This window comes from Nitrospirillum amazonense, from assembly GCF_029594735.1.
Taxonomy (GTDB): Bacteria; Pseudomonadota; Alphaproteobacteria; order Azospirillales; family Azospirillaceae; genus Nitrospirillum; species Nitrospirillum amazonense.
The window spans coordinates 780-15,559 of the sequence record NZ_JARPAF010000003.1 but is presented as its reverse complement, the minus strand read 5'-3'; the positions used below and the strand labels follow the sequence as shown (position 1 = coordinate 15,559).

At 63.8% G+C, this 14,780-nt stretch carries 11 protein-coding genes; 5 read left to right on the top strand and 6 right to left on the bottom strand.

Going from position 1 to position 14,780, the window contains the following annotated elements:
- Window positions 1-47: 47 nt before the first annotated feature.
- Window positions 48-956 carry a LysR family transcriptional regulator gene (locus tag P5F91_RS18580; protein WP_277907896.1) on the bottom strand — a complete coding sequence of 303 codons (909 nt, stop codon included), beginning with the start codon at window positions 954-956 and terminating at the stop codon, window positions 48-50.
- Between the two features lie 94 nt (window positions 957-1,050).
- On the opposite strand from P5F91_RS18580, the gene P5F91_RS18575 reads away from it, so the two are divergent.
- The 3 genes from P5F91_RS18575 to P5F91_RS18565 all read left to right on the top strand — a co-directional run bounded on the left by P5F91_RS18575 (window position 1,051) and on the right by P5F91_RS18565 (window position 3,047).
- Window positions 1,051-1,791 (top strand): SDR family oxidoreductase, encoded by a 741-nt coding sequence (locus tag P5F91_RS18575; protein WP_277907895.1) that lies wholly within the window; start codon window positions 1,051-1,053, stop codon window positions 1,789-1,791.
- 71 nt (window positions 1,792-1,862) lie between these two features.
- Window positions 1,863-2,615: an SDR family NAD(P)-dependent oxidoreductase gene (locus P5F91_RS18570; protein WP_145613204.1), complete on the top strand. Its 753-nt coding sequence runs from the start codon at window positions 1,863-1,865 to the stop codon at window positions 2,613-2,615.
- A 45-nt stretch (window positions 2,616-2,660) separates the two neighbouring features.
- Window positions 2,661-3,047, top strand: a complete 387-nt coding sequence (locus P5F91_RS18565; protein WP_145613205.1) for a nuclear transport factor 2 family protein — start codon at window positions 2,661-2,663, stop codon at window positions 3,045-3,047.
- 200 nt (window positions 3,048-3,247) lie between these two features.
- On the opposite strand, the gene P5F91_RS18560 is transcribed toward P5F91_RS18565, so the two are convergent.
- From P5F91_RS18560 to P5F91_RS18550, 3 genes are all read right to left on the bottom strand, one after another.
- Window positions 3,248-3,676 (bottom strand): pseudoazurin, encoded by a 429-nt coding sequence (locus tag P5F91_RS18560; RefSeq protein ID WP_145613206.1) that lies wholly within the window; start codon window positions 3,674-3,676, stop codon window positions 3,248-3,250.
- 114 nt (window positions 3,677-3,790) lie between these two features.
- Window positions 3,791-4,660 (bottom strand): ParB/RepB/Spo0J family partition protein, encoded by an 870-nt coding sequence (locus tag P5F91_RS18555; RefSeq protein ID WP_145613207.1) that lies wholly within the window; start codon window positions 4,658-4,660, stop codon window positions 3,791-3,793.
- 5 nt (window positions 4,661-4,665) lie between these two features.
- On the bottom strand, window positions 4,666-5,694 hold the full coding sequence (locus tag P5F91_RS18550) for an AAA family ATPase (RefSeq protein ID WP_186454959.1): 1,029 nt from the start codon (window positions 5,692-5,694) through the stop codon (window positions 4,666-4,668).
- A gap of 865 nt (window positions 5,695-6,559) precedes the next feature.
- On the opposite strand from P5F91_RS18550, the gene P5F91_RS18545 reads away from it, so the two are divergent.
- Window positions 6,560-7,816, top strand: coding sequence for a replication initiation protein (locus tag P5F91_RS18545; protein ID WP_277907894.1), 1,257 nt, complete (start codon window positions 6,560-6,562; stop codon window positions 7,814-7,816).
- A gap of 142 nt (window positions 7,817-7,958) precedes the next feature.
- On the opposite strand, the gene P5F91_RS18540 is transcribed toward P5F91_RS18545, so the two are convergent.
- Window positions 7,959-10,808 carry an ATP-binding protein gene (locus P5F91_RS18540; protein WP_277907893.1) on the bottom strand — a complete coding sequence of 950 codons (2,850 nt, stop codon included), beginning with the start codon at window positions 10,806-10,808 and terminating at the stop codon, window positions 7,959-7,961.
- Window positions 10,809-11,052: 244 nt separating this feature from the next.
- Window positions 11,053-11,298, bottom strand: coding sequence for a phage tail protein (locus tag P5F91_RS18535; RefSeq protein WP_145613210.1), 246 nt, complete (start codon window positions 11,296-11,298; stop codon window positions 11,053-11,055).
- A gap of 1,001 nt (window positions 11,299-12,299) precedes the next feature.
- On the opposite strand from P5F91_RS18535, the gene P5F91_RS18530 reads away from it, so the two are divergent.
- Window positions 12,300-14,780: beta strand repeat-containing protein (locus P5F91_RS18530; protein ID WP_277907892.1), on the top strand; the 2,481-nt coding region annotated here is incomplete at its 3' end.

Sequence of the window (14,780 nt, the reverse complement as noted above, 5' to 3'; positions counted from 1 at the left end):
GCTGCCTTTCAAAGCGGGCAAAAGGCGCAGAGCTGCCGCCCTTGCTCTTAGCCATGGAATAGGTCGGCGAGAAAGGACAGGAACGCCTTAACGTTGGGACTGCCCCGCCGGCTCTCCGGCCAAAGCGCAGTCACTGCAGTTCGCTCCACCGAGTAGGCTTCCAATATCGGCACGAGTTCGCCCCGCGCCACATGCGGGGCGGCAATATAGGTTGCCGAGATTCCGATGCCGCCTCCGCCGACAAGTACCGCAGATACGCCATCGCTAGCATCCACCGTCACGCCCGCATTGGGCGTCAGCTCCACGATGCGTTCTCCGATCCGGAACGGCCAGCGCAGCGATTGGCCTGAACTCTGGAAGCGAAAGTTGACGCACTCATGATCCGCGAGCTGGTCGGGATGTTGCGGCGTGCCACGGCGCGACAGGTAATCGGGGGAGGCATAGGCACACAATCTGTAAGGACCAAGCCGGCGCGACAGGAGGCGCGTATCCGCAAGGTCGCCGACGCGGATCGCGATATCGATGCCTTCTTCGATGATGTCCACCATCCGGTCGCTGAGGCGGAGGTCGATCGAGAGCTTCGGATAGCGCTCTCGGAAACGCGGCAAGGCAGGACCTACCACATGCACCCCGATCGGCAGCGGCGCTGCGATCTTAAGCATGCCTGCCGGTTCCGCCCGGGTCGCGAGTGCCGCCTGCTCGATCTCCTCAGCCTCTCGCAGCAATCGGAGCGCACGTTCATGCAGGTCGCGGCCCTCGGATGTCAGCGTAAGCGATCGGGTCGTGCGGGTGAAGAGCGACACACCGAACTGTTGCTCGAGGCGCTGGACGCTCCTGCTGACTGCGGATGGGGAAACGCCCAGCTGACGCGCAGCGGCTGTGTAGCTGCCTAACGAGGCGGCGCGCGCGAAAGCGATGATGCCGGTCAGCCGCTCCAATCCGATTTGTGCTGTCATGGTAAAAGTAAACCTACATTGAGCCCAATTATCAAGACGTAGGCGAAGATATAATTGGTGGTCATCGACCTCAAGGGCACACCGAAAGGATCACATGATGACCGCAGATTTCCTCTCCCGTCAGCTCGCCGGCAGCCATGTCCTGATTGTTGGCGGCACATCCGGTATCGGGCTTTCGGCCGCCATTCAGGCAAAAGCCGCCGGCGCCGAGGTCATCATCCTAGGCTTAGACAAATCCCGCGCGGAACAGATCGCCGCCGAGCATGGCTTTGCCGGATGGCGCTCCGCCGACGTGACCCGGCCTGAGACAATCGAGAAGGCGCTGGCCGACGTCGGCCACGTCGATCATCTGGTCCTCCTCGCCGGCAGCTTCGTCGTTGGCAGGGTGCTTGATGCCGATTTGGCACAGCTGCACCGCGCGTTCGACGAGCGCATTTGGGCGGCCATTCACACCCTGCGGGCATTGGGCGATCGCCTCGCGACCGATGGTTCGATCACCTTCATCTCAGGTGCGCTCGGTGATCGCCCGAATGGCTACGGCACCGCCGTGCTCGCCGCTGCCTCTTCCGCAATGGAGTCTCTCGGTCGCGGTCTTGCGCTCGAACTTGCCCCGCGCCGGGTAAATACCCTCTCGCCGGGGCCCATCGACACCCCCCTGCTCGGCAAGGCGCTGGGCGACGGACGCAACGCCTATGTCGAGGGGCTCAAGACCACGCTGCCGCTGCACCGACTTGGCACTGCGGAGGAAGCTGGGGCGGCGGTTGTGTTCCTAATGGCGAATGGCTGGATGAACGGCGCGACGCTCAACATCGACGGTGGCTCCCGCCTGGTCTGATCGTCCTGCGCACAGTCGTTCACGCCTCATCCAACATTCGCACAAATTCCCCAACATTTCAGGAGTCCATCATGACAAGGTCCCTTTTCGGCAAACGCGCCCTCGTCACCGGCGGTTCACGCGGCATCGGCGCCGCCATCGTCCGGCGGCTGGCGAAGGATGGCGCAGACGTGGCGTTCAGCTACGGGGCGTCCCAGACAGAGGCCGAGGCGGTTCGCGACGCCGCGGAAGCGGAGCAGGTCCGCGCCATCGCGCTCCGCGCCGATCAGTCCGTTACTACGGAAGTCCAGGCCATGGTCCGCGACGCCCATGCCGCGCTGGGTGGACTGGACATCATCGTCAATTCCGCCGGGGTGTTCGTCACCGGGCTGATCGGCGATCCTGCGCTCGACATCCCGGCACTGGACCGTCAGCTCGACATCAACCTGAAGGCTGTCGCGACGGTGGTGCGCACGGCCGTGCCGCTTATGAATGACGACGGCAGCATAATCTCGATCGGAACGGCCGGCGCCATGCATCACACCGTGTTTCCCGGCATCGCCGATTATGTCGCGACGAAGGCCGCCATCGCTGCATACACGCGTAGCTGGGCCCGCGACCTGGGACCCCGCGGTATCCGTGCAAACATCATCCAGCCTGGCCCCATCGACACCGGCATGGCCCCTACGGAAGGGCCGGTAGCTGACATGCTGAAAGCGCATCTGGCGATCGCACGATATGGCACGGCCGAGGAAGTGGCTGCCGCCGTGGCGTTTCTGGTCGGCCCGGAAGCAGGTTTCATAACGGGCGCGACACTCGCCATCGATGGCGGCCTGTCCGCCTGACCTTGCCACCTGGTACAAATCCCCCCGCAATTGAAAGAAAAGACCATGTCGGATACAGAAGCGACCCCGGATTACAACGTCCTGCTACGCGCCAATCTGGAACGGGTATTCAACGAAAGAGATCCAGATCAGCGCGCGCTCGCAATGGCGGATCTCTACGTGAATGATCCAATCATGTTCGAGCCCGACGGTGTGGTTCGGGGCCGCGATGCGATCAGTGCTACGGCAGGTCGGTTGCTCGACCAGTTCGGGCCTACCTTCTCCTTTGCTCCCGAGGGCACGGCAGTGGGTCATCATGGCCTGGCCGTATTGCGTTGGCATGCCGGTCCGGAAGGCGGACCAGTAGCCGTCACTGGCGCTGACGCCGCCGAGTTCGAGAACGGCAAGATCGCCCGACTATGGGTTCTTCTCGATCCGGAGAAAGCGTCCTGAGCTGCAGCCTCGTGGATCAACGATCTGAATGCCAGTTCGATCTGCCAACGTAGACGACAGGGCGCAATCACAATTTCGAAATGGGGATGGATTTCGGAGTCCATCCCCATCATGAATCACAGACCGGCTCCTGCCGTTCACTCCTAAGTTAGCGCCTATGGGAGATCCCTCCCCCGCCGCCTTCCTGTCTTTCCAACAAGTTACTTGGCAGCAGCCAACAGCTTCTCAAACGCGGCCTTGGCCTTGCCCGTCTGCGGCACCGCCTTGGCGGCGTCCAGGTTGGTGGGCGTCCCGACCACGACCACACCCACCATGCCCATGCCATAGTGCGGCTTGCAGCGATAGCCGTAGACGCCCGGCTTGTCGAAGATGACGGTGAGCGTCTCACCGGGCTTGCCGGTGAAAGCCTGGGCGCCATCCGGCAGCATGCCGGGGATGCTTTCCACGTTGTGGCCGGCATCGACAGACTGGAAAGTCACCTTGTCACCGGGCGCGACCTTCACCAGGGCAGGCTCGAACACGAACATGCCGTCGGCACCCTTGTTCAGCATTTTGACGACGTGCTCGGCACCGAAGGCTGGACCCGCCAGGGTCATCAGGGCCACCAGCGCCAGGGGAAGGGAACGCATTTATACTCTCCGTCGTGAAAAAGGCGGCACGGGTCATCGCCCGTGGCCGCCCTTCCCTACGCCGGTGTCCCTACCCCGTCTTTGCGCTGGCGCAATAATTTAGTCTCGCGGCTCTCAGCCCAGCAGCGCGTCAATGGCGGCGCGCAGGGCCCGCAACCGGTCACGGTCCTTGTCCTTCAGCGCCGCAGGCCGCAAGGACCGCAAATTGCTGACCAGCCGTTCCACTGATGCCAGGTTCACGCCCGGGGTGGTGATTCCGGTGGACGGCTTGCCTTCCACCACCTCCGGCGCCTGGTCCTGCGCCTTTGCGGCCCGGATGGTGCGGATGCTGAGCGTGCCGCTGCGCGCAGATTGAATCAGCCGCTCCCGCGCCGCCGGTTCATCCACCCGTGACAGTTCAACCAGCACATTGCGCGACAGGCCGAGTTCTGACGTCAGAACACCTTCAAGAATATCCTCGGGCAGGGTGAGGATGCGCAGGGTGGCGCTGATCTCGCCCTTGGTCTTGCCCAGTGCTTCGGCCGCCTGGTTCTGGGTCCAGCCCTTGCCATCAATCAGACGCTTCAGTCCCCGCGCCTCTTCCACCGGCGTCAGGTCCACGCGCTGCAGGTTCTCGATCAGCGCCAGCACTTCAGGGTCGCCGGTATGTTCGATGGCCAGGATGACGCCCCAGCCCAGCCGCTGCGCCGCCCGCCAGCGGCGCTCCCCCGCCACGACGACCCAATGGCCGCGATCCGTTGGGTTGCGCCGCACCAGGATGGGCTGCAGCTGTCCCTGTTCCGCCATGCTGGCGGCCAGGCCGTCCAGCTCCTCCTCCGAAAACAGCTTGCGCGGCTGTTCCGGATCGGGCGCGATGTGGTCAACCTGCAACTCAATACTGTGGTGGAAGCGGCTGTCGCGCGACATTACCAGTTCGCCTGAGGCCTCACCAATCATGGCGGATGCAGCCCCCAGGATGGGGGAGGGTCGTTTCTTCACCGTCATGGCGCTTACGCCTCGCTCTCAACAGGAATCAGGTCGATATCGGCGCGGGCCAGCGGCCGGCCGGAAATGATGCAGTCCGCCAGCTTACGATAAACCGCGGTGGCGGACGAGGTGGGCGACGCCTCCAGCGCGATGCGCCCATTGCGCGCGGCGTGGCCGAACACGGCGCTGTCGGGCACGGCCTCCAGTACCGGAACCTTTTCGCCCAGTGCCGTCACCAGATGGGCCAGCACCTCGCGGTCCACCGACTTGCGGCGGCCAAACTGGGTGGGCAGGATGCCAGACAGTCGCAGGCCCGGGTTCAGGCGGCGCTGCACCTTATGGATGGTGTTCAGGATCAGGCCCACACCCATGGTGTCATAGGGCTCGGTCCGCACCGGGATCAGCACCTCCTGTGCTGCGGCCAAGGCCATCCACGTCAACATGCCCAGGTTGGGTGGGGCATCGATGACGATGAAGTCATAGCCGGCGCGCACCGTGTCCACCGCCTCGCGCAGGGCGGCGTCGAAGCCCGGTTCCCGGCGACCGTCGGTTTCCGACAGCTCAATATGGCTGGCCGCCAAATCGAAGGGCAGGGGGACCGCGGTTTCCACCATACCCGGCTTCAGAATGGCATCGGCCATGGCACGGTTCTGCAGGATGACATGCGCCATGGTGCGGCCCTGGCGATAAACTTCCACCGCCGCGTCCGCCAGCAGGGCCACGGTCGCGGTCGCCTGCGGGTCCATGTCGATCAGCAGCACCCGGCTGCCCGACTGGCCCAGGGCATAGGCCAGGTTCAGGGCGCTGGTGGTCTTGCCCACGCCGCCCTTCTGGTTGGCCAACACGAAAACACGGGCGTTGCGCGGCTTGTGCGAAGCGATCTGTTCCAGCTCGGCGGCAACGTCGTCCGGAATAGGTTCCTTGCCGTTTTCCCACCGGCTGATCTTGGGCTTGTCGTAAGAGCGGGACAGCCGCTGGTTCAGCATGTCCTTCAAATCGCCCTGGCTTTGCCGCAGCATCTGGCGCAATTCGCGCATCCGATCGCCGTTCATCGCCCTATCCTTCATTCTCAGGCCCGGTTCTGATGTCAGAACCTGCCAGCGGGACCATCAAGTGTCAACGACAACGTTGATGGTTGATGGTTGATCCTTATTCCAAATCCAATCCTTGGGGTGGACCTCGTCAGACTCTTTTCTAGATTCCAATTGTTCTTGTTCAGAGGGCAGAAATCCGTTTCCTTGCAAAAGCTTAAGCGGCGTTTCCATGTGCTTTGTCCCGAGTCTGGGTGTGCTTTGTCGCCGCTTCCAATGCGTTTTGTCCGCCGTCTATGTGTGAGCTGTCGTCACCGGCCTGTTTTCTATGCGTTTTCTCGCCAGGGGCGCTGTCCAGAGTCCGCGAGACGAGGGCAGGGTGCTTGCCCACCCTTTCCTATGCGTTTTCTCGCCAGGGGGCCCGAGTCGTTTCCATGCGTTTTCTCGCCATGTCGGACGAGATCTGAGCTCTTCCGAAATATAACAACAAAAACAATGAGTTGCCGCGTCATGGCCAGCGGCGTGGCGCCTTTCTTAATGCGTTTTCTCGCCAGCCCCTTTTCAGCCTTTCTATGTGTTTTCTCGCCATGGGCCAGGGGAAGCGGAGTCGCTGGGCTACTGACCGCGATTCACCGGGGCCGGACCCCATTCTTATGTGTTTTCTCGCCAGTTAGGCGGCAGCCGCCGGGGTCTTCATGCGCTTTGTCGCCAGTTTGCGGGCGGCGGCGGCGCCTTTCTGTGTGTTCTATCGCCACCTGCCGGGGGGCTGTTGACTCTGTGTGGTGCCGCTGCTCGACTGCACAACATGAGCAGGACCGCAGCAAAACCGCCGGCAAGGCGTCCGGAGGCGACAGGGGATCCCTTTCGCCTGGACACGGATCCCACCGTGCCCAAGCCGCGTGGCACCATCGAGATCATCGAGACCGGTGGCGGCCTGACCCTGTCCGACAAGAAGTTGTTCAATGTCATCCTGGCCCACAGCTGGGATAAGCTGGCTGATGCCACCGCGGCGCTGCCTCCCTTTCGCGCCGCCACGGCCGATCTCAAGCGCGCCATCGGTGAGGAGACGGAGCATAGCAACGCCCGCCTGAAAAGCTGCTTCGACCGGCTGATGTCGGTGCGGGTGGAGTTCCCCTACCTCAGTTCCGATGGTGAGGTGAAGGAGGGCGGCGCGCCGCTGCTGAGCTTCCGCGCCTTGCCCAAGGGCAAGGGTTACGCCGAATGGTCTTTCCCGGCGGAACTGCGCCCTGCCCTGGCTGAGCCATCGGCCTGGGCGCGCATCCACCTGGCGGTGTGCACCAGCTTCAGTTCCAAGTACGCGCTGGCGCTGTATGAGCTGCTGAGCGTGCGGGTTAACTTGCGCGAACCGGATTGGGAGGTGGATATCGACACCTTCCGCCAACTGCTGAGCGTCAAGAACACCTCGGCCAACAAGAATTTCGGAATCCTTCAGCGTGAAGTGCTGGAACGTGCCGTGCGCGAGGTGAATGAGCTGTCAGCCATCGAGTGCAGCTACACCCCCATCCGGTCGCCGTCGCGCGGCCGGCCGGTGGTGGCCCTGCGCTTCACCATCCGGAAGAAGGAGCGGGCGGCCCTGACCTCCGCCGCGCGCGCCACGGAATTCGCCATTGATCCTGTAGGCCCGGTGGGCAAGGGCGGCTTTGCCGCCGGCGCCCGCGATGCCGACACGGTAGACTTGGAGGATGGCAAGACCGATCGCGACCGTCCCGTATCCGTACTCGGGTTGAAGCGCCGGGTCAGCGACACGGCACTGGAACAGTTGCGCGCCGAATATCCCGGCACTGATATCGATATGGCGCTGGACCGCTGGGCTGATTGGGCGTCGGGTCAGACGGGCAAGATACGCAACGCCGACTTGGCCTTCGCCGGCTTCGTGCGCAAGCTGGCGGGTGAGTCGCCGCCGGTGGTCGTCGCCGCCCCGGCACCAGCCTTGCCGGCGCCGCGCGGCACCCACCAGGGGCTGATTGATCGACTAGCGGCGGAACCGCTGGACGTGCGCACCCGTTTGTACAAGCGGGCCCGCGAATTGGGCGCGCCGGAAGTGCGGGCGGCGTCGGCCGCCAGCAACATACACAAGTGGGTGGATTGGGTGGCGGAGGAAGCGGCCGGCGTCCTGCGCTGATCCAATTGGCGCTGGGTCTGGTTCTGACGTCGGAACTGGCGGGCTCTACGGTTTCACGGACACCAAAACGACGGAAAAGTCAGCTTGTTTCGGAAGAGACGCAAGTTAAGTATGGTATCGCTTGCGCTACCCCGGGGTGAAGCTATTCCAGAAGCGCCAACATATCCCGGGCGGTCGTAACGTCGGGAACATCATGGTCGTCTGCGAATCGCGCCAGGGTGGAGCGCAACAGCGCGCGGCCCTTGTCCTTAAAGCCCTGGCTGGCCCATAGCGTCGCCAAATCCGTAGCGGCGCGTAGTTCCCAGGACCCCAACCCCTGATTGCGGCTCTGCCGAAGCGCCTCCAGCAAGCATGCTTCTGCCCCGGTGTCGTCCAGCCCAGGTGCCGCGATCAGGATGCATCCCTTCACCCGCAGCAGTTCGGGAATGTAGGAGGTGTAGCCCGTGGTCTCGATGAAGCGCGTCGTCTCACGCACTTGGGCCATGGCTTCCCGCCAGCGGCCCGCCTTGGCCAATCCGTCGGCCAGCACGACATAGAACCGCCCGGTGAACAGTTCGTACCGCGCCGCGTGCAACTGCTCCAGATGGACGCGCAGCTTCTCCGCCCCCGCATCGATGTCACCCCGACGGATGGCCAATTCAGCCTGGAAGGCTTGTCCAACATGACGATAGGGCGCGAGGGACTGCGATATCGCGTTCGCCACCAGCCAGTCCAGTCGCGCCTCGGCCGCGTCCAGGTCGCCGATCCACAGCAGGGTGGCAACGGCATTGACCATGAGGGCGAAGGCTACCGGATGGTGCATTGTCTCAATATCACGAAGCTGCTGGTGGATCAGCGCCCGTGCCTGGGTCGGACGGCCCTGCATCCATAGCGTCGTCACCAGCACCAGGCTTGCCCAGTTGCGGTGATCGAACCCGAAATGGATCTGACGGTCGCCCGCGGGCGTTTCGGCGCTCAGGACCGCGTCCAGTTCAACCCGCGCCCGGCCAAGGTCCCCCAGGATGTGCAGGGCCATGCCCATCAGCGTATGGGCCAGCGCCGTCGCTTCCGGGTCTCCCAGCGGGCCGGCGATGTCCATGCAGCGCTCGGCATAGCGCAGGCAGGCCCTGAAATTCCCGCTACGCAAGTGGAAGAAGTGCAAGGGCCCGAGTAGCCGCGCTTCGTTGAGACGGTCGCCGAGCGCCCGCGCGATGTCGAGGCTGCGGTGCAAGGCCGCGACTGCCGCCTCACCATGACCCTGGATGAACATCAGCGACAGTCCCAGCGCGGCCTGGAGCTGCATTTCCTCAGGCCCGCCCCGGTGGTGCTCCTCCATGGCCCCCAGCGCCCGCTCCGACCACCGATGGCACTCCGGCATCAGCGCCATGGTGCGGAAGACCGGTGCCGCGGCGGCGGCCAGCCCAGCACCGATGGAAACGTCGCCATCGTTGCCAAAGCACCAGGTCAAGGCGGCGCGCACATTGTTAAGGGCGGCGAAGTGCGGCGCCCGGTCCAGGCCCGTCGACAGGGATGGCCATTCGTTGCCCGTTTGCTCCAGCCAGCGCCGATAATAGGCGGCATGGCGGGCGGCCAGGCCAGGACCCTCGCCATCGTTCCCACGGGTGTCGATCATATAGGCGCGCGTCGTGTCCAGCAGGCGGTAGCGCATCACGGCCCCGAAGGGACGCGCCGCCACCATGGACTTCTCCACCAGGCTGTCGATGGCTTCGGACACCGCCGCCTGGTCCAGGCCACCACCGGCGACCACGTCCAGCGCCGCCTCCAGCGAGAAATGGCCGACGAAGACGGCCAGCCGCCGTAGCACCGTGCGCTCGACATCCGACAACAGCTCATAGCTCCAGTCCAGCGTCGCCTGCAGGGTCTTCTGCCGAGGTGGGGCGGTGCGCAGGCCGTGCCATAGCAGCGTCAGGCGCTGGTCCAGCAGGGCGGCGGTCTGCTCCAGGCCATAGGCCTCGACCCGACGGGCCGCCAGTTCGATTGCCAGCGCCACACCGTCCAGCTTGCGGCAGATGTGGCAGACGAGGGCGGCCTTGGCGTCGTTGACCTCCAGCCGGGCGCCGCTGGCCACGGCGCGCTCGATGAACAGCTGCGTCGCCGGGAACTGCTGAACGGCGATCACGCCAAGGTCCGACATGCCCGTGGGGTAGGCCAAGGCATCCAGCCGGTAGACGCGCTCCCCTTCGATGCGCAGCGCCTCCCGGCTGGTGGCCAGGATATGCACGTTGCGGGTGCCGCTGGTGATAGCGGCAGCGAGCTCCGCGATCGCCTCCACCAGGTGCTCGCAAGTATCCAGGATGAGGAGGACGCGCTTGTCCTTCAGGAATTGCACCAGGCTGGGCGTCGGATCGTCCGATTGGACCGACAGGCCCAGCAGCGAGGTGAGCGCGGTTGCCGCCAACCGGGGGTCGGTGATCATGCCGAAATCGACAAACAGCACCGAGCCGGAGAACGCCGCAGCCAGGGCATGCGCGACGGCCACGGCGACGGTGGTTTTACCCACCCCGCCGGGGCCGACGATGGTGACGAGGCGCCCATCCGCCAGTTGGGCCGACAGCGCTATCACATCCGCATCCCGCCCTATCATGCGGCCCAGGCGCGGTGGAAGGTTGGCATGCTGAAAACGGGTAGGGGCGGGCGGCCCCTTGCGTGGGGGCCTGGTTCTGGTGATGGGGGCGACGAAGCAATAGCCGCGGCCGGTAATGGTGGCGATGTAGCGCGCGCCTTCTACGCCGTCGCCCAGCGCCTTGCGCAGGTTGGCGATGTGAAAGCGCAGGTTGGCCTCCTCGACGGTGACGTCGGGCCACACGAGGGACATCAGGGTCTGTTTGTTGATGACCTCATTGGGCGAGGCCACCAGTGCCGACAGGATGTCCAGCGCGCGAGCGCCCACGTCCACGGGCAGGCCATCCCTTGTGAGCAGTCGTTCGCCCATGACCAGCTTGAAAGGCCCGAAGGCTAGTCCGTGCTCGTGTTCATCGATCGCGGTCGCCATCGTTCTTGCCTTCGATGCCGATTTAACCGCGTTCAACGTTAGATTAAATGCGCAACCTGCGCCATATGCGGTTGGCATAAAAGGGCTTTCGTCTTCGGACTTACAACGGCATGGCCTTGCGAAGGCAACGCTGCAGCGTCGACGTAACCATCACCCTGGTGTGGTTGCGGGAAGTCATCGGCGCCGGGTCCATGAACCAGCCGTGTGGAGTTCTGACATCAGAACTCCACACGCTTCCGGAGGCTCAATGGGCGGGCGGCAGATAGATACCCTGCATGGCGATCACCCACATGCAGCCTGTGGGCGCTTCTTTCCGCAAGTCTGGCAGGGCGAAGGTGGTGTGTCCGTCGCCGCCGAACTTTCGACCCAGCAGGGAGAAGAGCGCCTGATTGTTACGGATGGGCAGCTGTGTGCCGTCGCACAGGTGGAAACCCTCCGGCACATAGGTGCCTGGCCACAACATGATACTGGCGAGGTAGGGATCGTCCATGAAGGTCCTCTGCATTATAGGCGCCGAGTCGGCGGAAAAGGGTGTGTCTGGGTGGGAAATGCCCTCGCATGTTGTGCCCTAGCAGTTGGGTTTGATCAATCCTGTCGCGCGCTGCCCATCGCGCTGTGGCGGCCCGGGCCGACCTGTCGCGGGCCGCCGCTCTCAGCGTCCACCGCCTTCATGACTGAATCGCCGCCGCCTCAGATACTGGTGCTTGGCTCAGTCTCCGCATCGCGCTGGCCAAAGGAATTGGTGGTATCGTCTCGCCGCCGCCGAATTGAATAGGCCGGGCACAACGGGCGTGCACCTCTCCCCATGATGAGTGTGCTGCGGAATCGGTTCTGGCTTTGGAATAGGCCCACCTAAAACGGGACAATTTTATCGATAATTTCTTGAGTCTGGCCGGTCCAAAGTGACCCGCTACAGCAGTTGCGGCCAATGGCGACCCGAGGCACTGCGATTCCACGGGTCCAATAGGCGGGAGTTGGTGCATCTTTACCAGGACGAGGACAGCGTTATCATGTCCCCATTGCCTCTAAACAGAGTCGTTGGTTGGCGGGACGAACCTATTCGAAGGAATATGAAGGAACAAAGGCAGCCCATATATTGGGCAGGGGGCCGTTCTGTTTGGCTCATACTGGTAGGACCATCCGTTTGGTAATGCCTCGTTAACGCTTTGGGGTATGAAGATTCATGGGCTTCATTAGCCATATGGGCAAAATACGCCTTGAAGTTACCCTCGCATCTTATTATCGTGGCCGCCAGGCTATCCGTGTGCCAGAGGTCTCTTTCGACTTTAGGCGTATCGGGGTTGCCAGGCGGCATATGTCCAGAAGGGACGCCGTCAGGGTGCGTGGGGTCCCGTTGCCGTTTCCATAAGGGAAGCGTTAACCGGGGTGTGATTTTCATATCAACCGCATGGCTGTGGTTGCGCCCAAAAAATGGGTGTTTTTAGCGCCGTCCATGAGGCATCTCAAACGAGGTGCGATCGGAGGTTGTAAATGGTCTCGCCTATTACTTTCCTGGGCCCGTCTCAGATTGCCGCCCTGTCCACGGCGAACATCCAGGCTCTCAGCACGGCTGATGTTGCCGCGCTGTCGACAACCCAGATCCAGGCGCTAACGACGACCCAGGTGGCGGCCTTCCAGGCCAGCCAGATGGTCTTCAGTGTTTCTCAGCTTCAGGCATTCAGCGATGCGGACATTAGTGTCCTGTCCACGGATGATTTTGAGGCGCTGAAGTCCAATCAGGTCCAGGCGCTGACATCCGATCAGATCCAGGCGCTGACCACCGACCAGCTCGGTGCGATCTCGACCACGTCCATCCAGGAATTCAACAAGACCCAGGTCGGGTTCTTGACGACGGCGCAGCTCAGCGCCTTCAACACCGCCGATGCGCGCGCCCTGACGACGACGCAGCTCTCCGGGTTGACCTCCACTCAGATTTCCGGCCTCAGCAGCGACAATCTGTCGGCGCTCAACAGCGCTCAGGTGCAGTCGCTGTCCACCGTGCAGCTGCAGGGCCTGACCACCAGCCAGCTGAACGCGCTCAGCACCTCGGACATCAATGAGTTCAGCGCCACCCAGATCGGCGGCCTCAGCGCCAGCCAGATCGGCGGCCTCAGCAGCGACAACCTGAACGCGCTCAACAGCGCGCAGGTGGTGAAGCTGACCAGCACCCAGATCCAGGCGCTGACCACTGACCAGCTGAACAGCCTGACGTCATCGGACGTTCGGGAACTGACGACCGCCCAGATCGGCCAGCTGACCACGGCCCAGGTCTCGAACCTGACCACGAGTGTGATCTCGTCGCTGACGACGGCGCAGGTGGCCAGCCTGACGACGGCGCAGGTTCAGCAGCTGTCGACCGATCAGCTGGCCTCGCTCAGCACGGCGGACGTCCGCGCGCTGACGACGGCCCAGGTGGGCGCGCTGACGACCAGCCAGGTGTCCGGCCTGACGACCAGTAACTTGAATGCGCTCAGCAACACCCAGGTGGCCAAGCTGTCCAGCAGCCAGATCCAGGCCCTGACCACGGATCAGCTGGGTAGCTTGACCAGCTCAGACGTACAGGAGCTGTCCAGCGCCCAGATCGGCCAGCTGACGACGACCCAGCTGTCCCAGCTGGGCACTGACCAGCTGAACGCCCTGAGCTCCAGCCAGGTTGCCGGCCTGACGACGGCGCAGGTTCAGTCGCTGACGACCACCCAGGTGTCGGTGCTGGGCACCGCCCAGCTGACCAGCCTGTCGGCCACACAGGTGAAGGCGCTATCGACCGACCAGCTGAATGCGCTGGGCACGGCCACGGTGCAGAAGCTGACGACGGCGCAGGTTCAGTCGCTGACGACCACGCAGGTCTCCGGCCTCAGCAGCGATAACCTGAACGCGCTGACCAGTACCCAGGTGTCCAGCCTGAACAGCGCGCAGGTCCAGTCGCTGACCAGCAGCCAGCTGAACAGCCTGACGACCGCCGACATCCGTGAGCTGACCACCCAGCTGTCCCAGCTGGGCACCGACCAGCTGAACGCCTTGAGCTCCAGCCAGGTTGCCGGTCTGACGACCGCCCAGGTTCAGTCGCTGACGACCACCCAGGTCTCGGCGCTGGGCACGGCTCAGGTTCAGTCGCTGACGACCAGCCAGGTGAAGGCCCTGTCCACCGACCAGTTGGGCGCCCTGTCCACGGCCACGGTGCAGAAGCTGACGACGGCGCAGGTCCAGTCGCTGACGACCACGCAGGTCTCCGGCCTGACCAGCGATAACCTGAACGCGCTGACCAGTACCCAGGTGTCCAGCCTGAACAGTGCGCAGGTCCAGTCGCTGACGACGGCCCAGCTGAACAGCCTGACGACCTCGGACGTGCAGGAACTGACGCTCAGCAGCGCCCAGGTGGCCAAGCTGTCCAGCAGCCAGATCCAGGCCCTGACCACGGATCAGCTGAACGGCCTGACGACCGCCGACGTGCGTGAGCTCAGCAGCACCCAGATTGGGCAGCTGACGACGGCGCAGCTGTCGACGCTGGGCACCACGAACCTGCAGGCCCTCAGCTCCAGCCAAGTGGCCGGCCTGACGACCGCCCAGGTTCAGTCGCTGACGACCGACCAGGCCGCGGCCCTGACGACGGCGCAGGTGACCAGCCTGTCGACCAGCCAGGTGAAGGCCCTGACGACCGACCAGCTGAACGCCCTGTCCACCGACACGGTGCAGAAGCTGACGACCCAGCAGGTCAGCCAGCTGACGACGGCGCAGGTCTCCGGCCTCAACAGCACCAACCTGAACGCGCTCAACAGCGCCCAGGTGTCCAGCCTGAACAGTGCTCAGGTCCAATCGCTGACGACGGCCCAGCTGAACAGCCTGACGACCGCCGACATTCGTGAGCTGACGACGGCGCAGGTCAGCCAGCTGACGACGGCGCAGGTGTCCAACCTCAGCAGCGACAACCTGAACGCGCTGACCAGCGCCCAGGTGTCGAAGCTGACCAGCACC

What these genes read in the sequence shown, in the direction of transcription:
- P5F91_RS18580 (WP_277907896.1), bottom strand. Translation starts at nt 956, where the DNA reads ATGACAGCACAAATCGGATTGGAGCGGCTGACCGGCATCATCGCTTTC.
- P5F91_RS18540 (WP_277907893.1), bottom strand. Translation starts at nt 10,808, where the DNA reads ATGGCGACCGCGATCGATGAACACGAGCACGGACTAGCCTTCGGGCCT.
- P5F91_RS18565 (WP_145613205.1), top strand. Translation starts at nt 2,661, where the DNA reads ATGTCGGATACAGAAGCGACCCCGGATTACAACGTCCTGCTACGCGCC.
- P5F91_RS18550 (WP_186454959.1), bottom strand. Translation starts at nt 5,694, where the DNA reads ATGAACGGCGATCGGATGCGCGAATTGCGCCAGATGCTGCGGCAAAGC.
- P5F91_RS18560 (WP_145613206.1), bottom strand. Translation starts at nt 3,676, where the DNA reads ATGCGTTCCCTTCCCCTGGCGCTGGTGGCCCTGATGACCCTGGCGGGT.
- P5F91_RS18535 (WP_145613210.1), bottom strand. Translation starts at nt 11,298, where the DNA reads ATGGACGATCCCTACCTCGCCAGTATCATGTTGTGGCCAGGCACCTAT.
- P5F91_RS18555 (WP_145613207.1), bottom strand. Translation starts at nt 4,660, where the DNA reads ATGACGGTGAAGAAACGACCCTCCCCCATCCTGGGGGCTGCATCCGCC.
- P5F91_RS18570 (WP_145613204.1), top strand. Translation starts at nt 1,863, where the DNA reads ATGACAAGGTCCCTTTTCGGCAAACGCGCCCTCGTCACCGGCGGTTCA.
- P5F91_RS18575 (WP_277907895.1), top strand. Translation starts at nt 1,051, where the DNA reads ATGATGACCGCAGATTTCCTCTCCCGTCAGCTCGCCGGCAGCCATGTC.